Genomic DNA, 9,634 nt, shown 5'->3' with positions numbered 1-9,634 from the left:
TTAAAATACAAAACGCCCGATGAAGTACATCGAGCGTTTTAGTTAAAAAGTGTCAACCCATATCAGGACGGGTCATCCAACTAGATGTCAGAAGCGATTATTTAGCTTCTTGGTCTGCTTGGATAGCTGTTAGAGCGATGGTGTACACGATGTCGTCTACTAGCGCGCCACGAGACAAGTCGTTTACAGGTTTACGCATACCTTGCAGCATTGGACCGATAGATACTAGGTCAGCTGAACGTTGTACCGCTTTGTAAGTCGTGTTACCCGTGTTTAGGTCTGGGAATACAAATACTGTCGCTTTACCTGCAACTGGAGAGTTTGGTGCTTTAGAAGCAGCAACGTTTTCCATAATAGCAGCGTCGTACTGTAGAGGACCGTCAATGATAAGATCAGGACGTTTCTCTTGAGCCAGTTTTGTTGCTTCACGTACTTTATCAACGTCTGCACCCTTACCAGATTCACCAGTAGAGTAAGAGATCATTGCAACGCGTGGTTCGATACCGAATGCTGCTGCAGAGTCAGCAGATTGGATAGCGATTTCAGCAAGCTGTTCAGCAGTTGGATCTGGGTTGATTGCACAGTCACCGTAAACCAGTACTTGATCAGGCAGAAGCATGAAGAATACTGAAGATACGATAGACGCATTTGGTGCCGTCTTGATGATTTGGAACGGAGGAACGATAGTGTTCGCCGTAGTGTGAACAGCACCAGAAACTAGGCCGTCAACTTCGTCGTTCTCAAGCATCATTGTGCCTAGGAATACTGAATCTTGTAGCTTCTCACGAGCCACAACTTCAGTCATGCCTTTCGCACCGCGCAACTCAACTAGGCGAGCAACGTAGTTTTCACGAACAGCATCTGCATCAATGATGGTTACACCAGTACCTAGCTCAACGCCTTGTTGAGCCGCTACGCGACGGATTTCATCTGGGTTACCTAGAAGTACACAGTCTGCAATGCCGCGTTCAGCACAGATCGCTGCTGCTTTAACTGTGCGTGGTTCGTCACCTTCTGGAAGAACGATACGCTTACCTGCTTTACGAGCAAGTTCAGTTAGCTGGTAACGGAACGCTGGTGGGCTTAGACGACGAGACTTCTGAGTGCCTTCAGTCATAGACTCGATCCAGTTACCGTCGATGTGGCCAGCAACGTGTTCGTTGATGAACTCGATACGCTCTTTATCGTCTGCAGGTACTTCGATGCTGAAGCTCTGCAGGTTTAGAGACGTTTGCCAAGTGTTACCTTGTGCTTTGAAGATAGGTAGACCAGTGTCGAATGCTGGTTTACATAGGCCTTCGATTTCGCTAGGGATATCGTAACCGCCAGTTAGCAGTACTGCACCAATATCCACACCGTTCATTGCAGCAAGAGAAGCAGCAACGATAACATCAGGACGGTCTGCAGAAGTAACAAGTAGAGAACCCGGTTTGAAGTGCTCAATCATGTTTGGCAGAGAACGTGCACAGAAAGTGATGCTCTTGATGCGACGAGTGTTGATGTCACCTTCGTTGATGATATCTGCTTTCAGGTGCTTAGCCATGTCGATTGCGCGAGTCGCAATCAGATCAATACTCCATGGCACACAACCTAGTACACGAATTGGAGAAGTGTTGAAAATTTCCATCACTTTCAATTCGTTTTGTTTTGCGCTGTCTGCATCGTCAAAGATTTCAGATAGGTCAGGGCGAGTACGGCCAGCTTCGTCAACAGGAGCGTTTAGCTTGTTGATGATAACACCAGAGATGTTTTTGTTTTTAGTGCCGCCGAAGTTAGAACATGCTACTTCGATACGCTCTTTCAGTTGCGCAGGGTTATCAGTACCTGGAGTCGCAACTAGCACGATTTCTGCACCAAGTGTTGCCGCGATTTCCGCGTTTACTTGGTTTGCAAATGGGTGCTTACGAGTAGGTACAAGACCTTCGATTAGCGTAACGTCTGCGTCTTTGTTGATTTGGTTGTAACGTTCAACAACGGTTTCTAGCAGCTCGTCCATGTTGTCGTTACCGATTAGGCTTTCAGCAACAGACATCGCCATTGGTTCACCGATCTTCATATCGCTGTTACGACCAACGATAGTTGAAGTCAGATCTGGCTGATCACCACCTGAACGTGGCTGACAGATTGGCTTGTAGAAAGAAACTTTAACGCCTTTACGCTCCATAGCGCGAAGAACACCCATGCTAACGCTTGTTAGGCCAACGCCTGCGCTAGTAGGGATAAGCATAATAGTACGAGACATTCGTAGAGTACCTTTAGCTATTTGGGGGATAAAAGCTCAACTCTTATTCCATGAAGCTCGAAGAATAGGAGTTGAGCCCCTAAGAAATTCGTTTGAATGAAAATCTGGCTAGCCGAGTGGCTAGCCAGGAATTCAATTAAAGACCTGTCAGGCGAGCAGTGTCTTCAGCGATGACTAGCTCTTCGTTAGTAGAGATAACCATTGCAGGGATACGGCTGTTTTCAGTCGTGATAACGCCTTCGCCGCCGAAGCGAGCTTTAAGGTTAGCTTCGCTATCTACTTCGATACCGAAGATGCCAAGACGGTTTAGAACCATTTCACGGATAGGGCCAGAGTTCTCGCCGATACCGCCAGTGAAAGTGATTGCGTCTAGACGGCCTTCCATTGAAGCAGTGTAGCCAGCAACGTATTTAGCTAGACGGTGGCAGAACACGTCCATTGCGCGTGTTGCTTCTTCTTTTTGACCGTAGTTGTCTTCAACGAAACGACAGTCAGAAGTCACTTCAGTTAGACCTTGAAGACCAGACTCTTTAGTTAGCATCGTGTTGATTTGATCAACAGAGTAACCTAGAGCGTCGTGTAGGTGGAAGACGATAGCAGGGTCGATGTCGCCACAGCGAGTACCCATTACCAGACCTTCAAGTGGAGTAAGACCCATAGAAGTGTCTACAGATTGACCGTTCTTGATCGCACATACAGATGCGCCGTTACCTAGGTGACAGTTGATGATGTTTACTTCTTCAACTGGTTTGTTTAGTAGGCCTGCAACTTCACGAGTGATGAACAAGTGAGAAGTACCGTGCATGCCGTAACGACGGATACCGTGTTCTTTGTATAGGTTGTATGGAAGAGCGTATAGGTAAGACTCTTCAGGCATAGTTTGGTGGAACGCAGTGTCAAATACAGCAACGTTTTTCAGCTCTGGGAAGTTTTTCTTAGCCGCTTCGATACCGATGATGTGAGCAGGGTTATGAAGAGGTGCAAATGTTGCAGCGTCTTGAATACCTTTTAGAACTTCATCAGTAATTAGTGCAGATTGAGTGAACTGCTCGCCGCCGTGAACGATACGGTGACCGATTGCGCCTAGGTTAGCTTTAAGCTCTGGCTTAGAAGCAAGAATAGTTTCTACCATAAACGCTAGTGCTTCTTCGTGAGCTGCACCATTGCCTAGTTGAGCTTCGTGCTTGCCATCAAGTTTCCACTTGATGCGAGCTTCAGGAAGGTGAAGACACTCAGCAAGACCTGACAAGTGCTCGTCGCCGTTCTCGGCATCAACAACGGCAAATTTAAGAGAAGAACTACCGCAGTTTAAAACTAAAACTAGCTTAGACATGTATGACTACCTGTTATTCGTCTGATAAAAAATCAGTTAAAGAATGAAAAATTAATCACAAGAATAGCCGATACCCAGAAGGCTGCGTACTAATCCTGGTCAAAAATTGTTCTAATTCCATATAAAGAAATAGTGATGAACCCTTCCATCACTATGATGCGATCCGTGCAGATAGATATCTCGGAGTTGCTTAAATTGTAAATAACAGCAACAATGAGATTGAGGGTCTGCAAAGGATAGCGATAATAAGCAATGATAACAAAAAAAATTTGAAAGAATATTAACTTTCATCAATTTTTTGTACCTTCAGTTGAAATGTTCAACTATTTTTTAGTGAGAGAGCGGTATGAGTAATAAAGTCGGATTGATCCATAGCCTGAAAGATGGCCAGAATTACATGGAGATCTGGCCGGTTCGTAAAGAGCTAAGCGCCATATTTCCGGAACAGCGTATCATTAAGGCGACTCGCTTTGGCATTAAAGTCATGCCGGCCGTTGCTGCGATCAGCGTACTCACTCAAATGGCATTCAACAATTACCACGCGTTACCTCAATCCATTGTTGTCGCCTTGTTTGCGATTAGCTTGCCACTTCAAGGCATTTGGTGGCTTGGTGCTCGATCCAACACGAAATTGCCGCCTTCTTTGGCCTCTTGGTATCGGGAGTTGCATCAAAAAATTGTGGAAACAGGTTTTGCATTAGAGCCTGTCAAAGCTCGCCCTCGTTACAAAGAGCTTGCGATAATACTGAACCGAGCGTTTCGCCAGCTCGATAAATCGTCATTAGAGCGTTGGTTCTAATTTAAATTGTTTGAAATGGAGTGTGCACTGGCCGCTCCATTTTTGATCCTGCCTCTATTACCTACTTTGACGAAGCGAGCGAAGCTTTGTTTACCAAAGATTCTTTCCGGATGAAGAAGTCCCCCCGATCACAAATGTTGCTTTAGTGTTAAATCTTTCTTTTCTTTACTAAGACTTAGTAGTAATAATAAAAACAAGATGCGCAAGAAGTGCACAGTTATACGAACACAACAATACCGCCTTCAAACATTTGAATTCACGAGTCGATACACATATTGAAAGCTCGTGAAACAAGGACGAAGTCACATCAAGGAGTTATGATGAAAACGAAACGTTTATTAGCCACTGCCGTTCTATCAGCTACTGCTATTTTCTCTTCTACCAATGTACTGGCCGCCACTGCAACTGTCGCAGTTTCACAGATTGTCGAACACCCGGCGTTAGACGCGACGCGCCAAGGGTTACTTGATGGTTTGAAAGCGAAAGGCTACGAAGAAGGCAAAAATCTAGAATTTGATTATAAGACCGCACAGGGTAATCCAGCGATTGCGGTGCAAATTGCCCGTCAGTACGTCGGCGAAAATCCTGATGTGTTAGTTGGCATCGCGACACCTTCGGCACAAGCTTTGGTGTCGGCTACTCGCTCTATTCCTGTTGTCTTTACTGCGGTAACAGACCCGGTCGGTGCGAAATTGGTTAAGTCGATGGAACAACCAGGCAAAAACGTAACTGGCCTGTCTGATCTTTCACCCGTTGCTCAGCATGTCGATCTCATCCAAGAAATTCTTCCTCAGGTGAAAAGCATCGGGGTTGTATTTAATCCAGGTGAAGCTAATGCCGTGACTTTGGTTGAATTGCTAAAAGAAAGTGCAAAAGCAAAAGGCATACAAGTGGTTGAAGCGACCGCCCTAAAAAGTGCTGATGTTCAGTCTGCGACTCAAGCCATTGCAGCGAAATCAGATATTCTTTACGCCCCAACAGACAATACAGTTGCAAGTGCGATTGAAGGGATGATTGTGGCAGCGAATCAAGCGAAGAAACCTGTATTTGGTGGCGCGACGTCGTATGTCGAAAAGGGTGCAATTGCAGGCTTAGGTTTTGACTACTACCAGGTTGGTGTACAAACCGCGGATTACGTGGCGGCGATTCTTGATGGTCAAGAACCAGGCAAGCTGGATGTAAAAGTCGCGACGGGCTCTGACCTTGTAATTAATGAAAGCGCAGCATCTAAGCTCGGTATCAAGCTGCCAAGTTCTGTGATTGAACGTGCGACAAGCATGCAATAAGTAACGCTTTTTGGGGTTAAGCCTGTCACGTTGGTTGATAGAGGGTTGCCCCAAAATTGATACTCGCCAGATTTCTCGTGTAAAGCATTCTGCTAGAGAAGAAGGGGAGTATACGTTAGAAGTCTTAAGTTCAGGTTGGTATTAGCCAGCCTGAGCATGCAGAAAGGAGCAGTTATGTCTGCATTTGCTTTTTTTGGTGCACTCGAAATTGGCTTGATTTATGGCCTAGTCGCTCTGGGTGTGTATCTTACGTTCCGTGTTCTCGATTTCCCCGATTTGAGTGTGGATGGCAGCTTTCCAATGGGAGCGGCGGTGGCTGCAACGGCGATTGTCGCAGGTATTAATCCTTGGCTTGCGACAATAATGGCGATGATAGCTGGTAGTATGACGGGGTGGGTAACCGCTTTTCTGGCTGTTCGGTGTGGTATTTTACACCTGTTAGCTTCCATTCTTACCATGATCGCTGCATTTTCAATTAATATTCGTATTATGGGCAAACCTAATATGGCGTTGCTTGGAGAGGATACGATTCTCACTCCGTTTGAAGCATTGGGCGATGCGATGTTTATTCGCCCTCTGGTTGTTGGGGCCTTAGTTCTTCTGTCCGCTTTCTTTGTCATTCGCCTGCTGAACAGCGACTTTGGTCTTGGTTTACGAGCCACGGGTGTGAATGCGCGTATGGTTTCTGCGCAAGGGGCGAGCACTGGCTTTTATACCTACTTTGGCTTGGCTTTATCCAACGGGTTTGTGGGATTCGCAGGCGCGTTGTTTGCACAAACGAACAGCTTTGCGGATGTGACCTCTGGCGTGGGCACCATTGTCGTTGGTTTGGCAGCTGTGATTTTGGGGCAGACCCTTATTCCCGGGCGCAAGATTTGGGTTGCGGTATTTGCGGTCATCATCGGTTCGGTACTTTATCGTCTTGCAGTGGCTTTCGCTTTGAGTTCTGGCATGTTTGGTTTACAAGCTTCAGACCTCAACCTGGTTACCGCAGTATTGGTGGCTGTGGCGCTTATTGCTCCAAAGCTAAAACAGAGCATGAGAGCGAAACAACGCGTTACTGATGCTAAACAAGCGGCATCAAAAAATGGTTCTGGGGAGGCATTATGATCGAACTAAATAACATTCAGGTCACGTTCAACCCAGGGACGATTTTGGAAAATCGTGCATTGAAAGGCGTCTCTTTAGAGGTTCCAGAGCATCAATTTCTTACCGTGATTGGTTCTAATGGCGCAGGAAAATCGACGTTGCTTGGTGCGGTGACAGGTGAGACGCCGATGATAGGTGGTCAGGTGATCATTGATGGCAAAGACGTCACCAAGCAGACGGTAGCCCAACGTGCGACGCAATGTGCCCGAGTGTTTCAAGATCCATTGGCCGGGACTTGTGGTGAACTGACGATAGAAGAGAACATGGCTCTAGCGCACATGCGTGGTAAAAAACGCAGCTGGGGGTTGGCGCTCTCTACTAAACGTCGCAAGCTGTTCCAAGAGAGAATTAGCATCCTTGGTCTTGGTTTAGAAGACCGCTTGGGCGATAGCATTGGGTTGCTGTCTGGTGGGCAACGACAAGCCGTTAGCCTTGTGATGGCGACGTTATCGGAGAGTAAGTTGTTATTGCTTGATGAACACACGGCTGCGCTTGATCCTCGTATGGCGGCGTTTGTTATCGACTTAACTAAACGTATTGTCGATGAGTTCGATTTAACCGTGATGATGGTGACGCATTCGATGAAAGACGCATTAGCATGTGGCGATAGGACCGTAATGCTTCACCAAGGTGAAATTGTGCTTGATGTGGCTGGAGAGCAGCGCGCTAACATGCAAGTACCAGACTTGTTGGATATGTTCTCCAAAGTGCGTGGTGAAGAGCTGGCAGATGACAGTCTCTTGTTGAACTAAGCGGTATCCGACAAGTCACTACGCCTACTAAGTGTGATCCTCCTTGGGAAAATTGGCTGATATGTCAACTCGCAAGGAGGATTTCTTGTCTCTAATTCTTCAATAACATAGTGGCATATCCGATGACGAGGAGTGCCCATAATGAACCTGCCATTTATTTTTCATAGTCAAACTATTGATGGTTTAGCTTTTAATGACGAGCAAATTACAGTCAGACTGAAAACCGAGACATTGGATTTTGATTCCGTCTATGTGCGTATTGAGCCGGACAATGAAGAATATCTGGTCGACATGGCTCAAGTAGGAACGGCTGGTGAATTATTACTATGGGAGGCATCGTTTCGACCAAATCAAGATCGAGATGTCACACATTATGTGTTTAAGCTCCTCAAAGACGGACAACAATACTGGCTCGATGCACGAGGCGTACAAAAGCGTATTCCACCCAAAGAGTTCCACTTTAAGTTGAATGTAGAGCATCAACCACCAAGCTGGGTCCAAGAGCAAGTTTTCTATCAAATCTTTCCTGACCGTTTTTCTGCTAGTAAAAGTGAGTCCGATATTCGCCACGCTTATGCTCAGTATGATTCTGCATCGATCGTCAAGCCGTGGGGAGACGCGGTAGGCTCTCACCAAAATACCGGGGCACGTGAATTCTTTGGCGGCGACCTCAAAGGTGTAGAACAAAAGTTGGACTATCTTGAACAGCTCGGCGTTACTGCGCTTTATTTCAATCCGATCTTTTCTTCACCAAGTAATCATAAATACGACACCACTGATTACTTCACTGTTGACCCTATGTTCGGCACCAACGATCAGTTTGCTGAACTGTGTGAGAAAATCCGTGGTAAGAATATGAAGATTGTCTTAGACGCGGTGTTTAACCACACGTCAGTGCATCATCCTTGGTTTGATATCCAACAAAAAGGAGAAGGAGCATATGGCAATCCGCAGTCAAAGTTCCGTGATTACTACTTTTTCGAAGGCGAAACCAATCACTACATTGGTTGGAAAGGCATTGGTAACTTACCGGTTCTGAACTTCGAAAATGAACAGGTGCGCGACTACATCTACCAAAGTGAAGAGTCTGTCATCAAGTACTGGCTGAAGCCACCGTACTTGGTTGATGGCTGGCGGTTTGATGTAATTCATATGCTTGGCGAAGGGGACGGCGCGAAAAACAATGCTCATTATGTGGCAGCGTTTCGTAATGCGACTAAGTCAGTAAAACCGAATGCTTATGTGTTAGGTGAGCACTTTTTTGAAGCAACGCAGTGGTTGCAAGGTGATCAAGAGGATGGGGCGATGAACTACTACGGTTTTGCTCATCCAGTCCGAGCTTTTATCGCACGACAAGACATTATGTACGATCCAATCAACATTGATGGTTTGGAGTTTAAAGCATGGTTGGACGAAGCCAGAGCAAAAATCCCATTTTCTAATCAGCTATCGCAGCTAAATCAACTCGATAGTCACGATACTGCTCGGTTTATCACATTGGTTGATGGTGATAAGCGTAAAATGAACATCGCGCTAGCAATGCTTATGACTTACGTTGGCACGCCTTGTATTTACTACGGGAGTGAAGTCGGTCTAGAAGGAGGTCTAGACCCGGATAATCGTCGCTGTTTTCCTTGGAATGAAATCGAAAGTTCACAATGGCTATCGCTTTACCAACAATGGATCAAGATACGTAAACAATGTAAGCCTTTACAGTCGGGCTGTATTCAATGGCTTCATTGCACTAACAACCAGTTGGCGTACGCACGTGTACTGGGTCGCGAAGCAGTCGTTGTTATGATTAATCTCAGTGGTAATGAATGTTCAATCGATTTACCTATGTGGCAACTGGGCTTGGAGGTTAGCCAAGTTATATCGTTGTTAGATGACACAGAACAGGTTGATTATAAAGGTCATATCTCTGTCAATATGTCGGCACAGAGCTGCAAATTATGGCGACTAAAGTGACACCACACTCTATATTGATTAAACTCCTTTAATATATAAACGGTCTCAAACAGCGCGCACACATTTGTTTGGTCTCTTGTTATCTGGTGCTGCATTGCATGCGTC

General features: G+C 45.9%; 7 protein-coding genes. 5 read left to right on the top strand and 2 right to left on the bottom strand.

Annotation, left to right across the window (positions count from 1 at the left end; all coding sequences use genetic code 11):
• Window positions 1-97 precede the first annotated feature (97 nt).
• Both pta and R7E38_RS14390 read right to left on the bottom strand, forming a co-directional pair.
• Window positions 98-2,242 carry a phosphate acetyltransferase gene (gene pta, locus R7E38_RS14395; protein ID WP_005380805.1) on the bottom strand — a complete coding sequence of 715 codons (2,145 nt, stop codon included), beginning with the start codon at window positions 2,240-2,242 and terminating at the stop codon, window positions 98-100.
• A 136-nt stretch (window positions 2,243-2,378) separates the two neighbouring features.
• A complete protein-coding gene (locus R7E38_RS14390) occupies window positions 2,379-3,575 on the bottom strand; it encodes an acetate kinase (RefSeq protein ID WP_005380807.1) in 1,197 nt (398 codons plus the stop codon).
• A 346-nt stretch (window positions 3,576-3,921) separates the two neighbouring features.
• On the opposite strand from R7E38_RS14390, the gene yfbV reads away from it, so the two are divergent.
• The 5 genes from yfbV to malZ all read left to right on the top strand — a co-directional run bounded on the left by yfbV (window position 3,922) and on the right by malZ (window position 9,529).
• On the top strand, window positions 3,922-4,374 hold the full coding sequence (yfbV, locus tag R7E38_RS14385; protein WP_005380809.1) for a terminus macrodomain insulation protein YfbV: 453 nt from the start codon (window positions 3,922-3,924) through the stop codon (window positions 4,372-4,374).
• A gap of 320 nt (window positions 4,375-4,694) precedes the next feature.
• Window positions 4,695-5,660, top strand: coding sequence for an ABC transporter substrate-binding protein (locus tag R7E38_RS14380; RefSeq protein WP_005380811.1), 966 nt, complete (start codon window positions 4,695-4,697; stop codon window positions 5,658-5,660).
• Between the two features lie 174 nt (window positions 5,661-5,834).
• Window positions 5,835-6,770 carry an ABC transporter permease gene (locus tag R7E38_RS14375; RefSeq protein ID WP_005380812.1) on the top strand — a complete coding sequence of 312 codons (936 nt, stop codon included), beginning with the start codon at window positions 5,835-5,837 and terminating at the stop codon, window positions 6,768-6,770.
• The gene (locus R7E38_RS14370; RefSeq protein ID WP_005387275.1) at window positions 6,767-7,561 is read left to right on the top strand and encodes an ABC transporter ATP-binding protein; all 795 of its coding nucleotides are present in this window, start codon (window positions 6,767-6,769) and stop codon (window positions 7,559-7,561) included. Before R7E38_RS14375 ends, R7E38_RS14370 begins: the two co-directional genes overlap by 4 nt.
• Before the next feature lie 141 nt (window positions 7,562-7,702).
• Window positions 7,703-9,529, top strand: coding sequence for a maltodextrin glucosidase (gene malZ, locus R7E38_RS14365; RefSeq protein ID WP_213915948.1), 1,827 nt, complete (start codon window positions 7,703-7,705; stop codon window positions 9,527-9,529).
• The last annotated feature ends 105 nt before the right edge of the window (window positions 9,530-9,634 follow it).

Origin of the sequence: Vibrio sp. Vb2131 (genome assembly GCF_033338535.1) — a bacterium.
GTDB classification, from domain to species: Bacteria; Pseudomonadota; Gammaproteobacteria; order Enterobacterales; family Vibrionaceae; genus Vibrio; species Vibrio alginolyticus.
Note: the sequence above shows the minus strand (reverse complement) of the source record. Positions and strands in the feature narration are given on the sequence as shown.

Coding starts and splice junctions, on each gene's coding strand:
- pta (WP_005380805.1), bottom strand. CDS start 2,242: ATGTCTCGTACTATTATGCTTATCCCTACTAGCGCAGGCGTTGGCCTA.
- R7E38_RS14390 (WP_005380807.1), bottom strand. CDS start 3,575: ATGTCTAAGCTAGTTTTAGTTTTAAACTGCGGTAGTTCTTCTCTTAAA.
- yfbV (WP_005380809.1), top strand. CDS start 3,922: ATGAGTAATAAAGTCGGATTGATCCATAGCCTGAAAGATGGCCAGAAT.
- R7E38_RS14380 (WP_005380811.1), top strand. CDS start 4,695: ATGAAAACGAAACGTTTATTAGCCACTGCCGTTCTATCAGCTACTGCT.
- R7E38_RS14375 (WP_005380812.1), top strand. CDS start 5,835: ATGTCTGCATTTGCTTTTTTTGGTGCACTCGAAATTGGCTTGATTTAT.
- R7E38_RS14370 (WP_005387275.1), top strand. CDS start 6,767: ATGATCGAACTAAATAACATTCAGGTCACGTTCAACCCAGGGACGATT.
- malZ (WP_213915948.1), top strand. CDS start 7,703: ATGAACCTGCCATTTATTTTTCATAGTCAAACTATTGATGGTTTAGCT.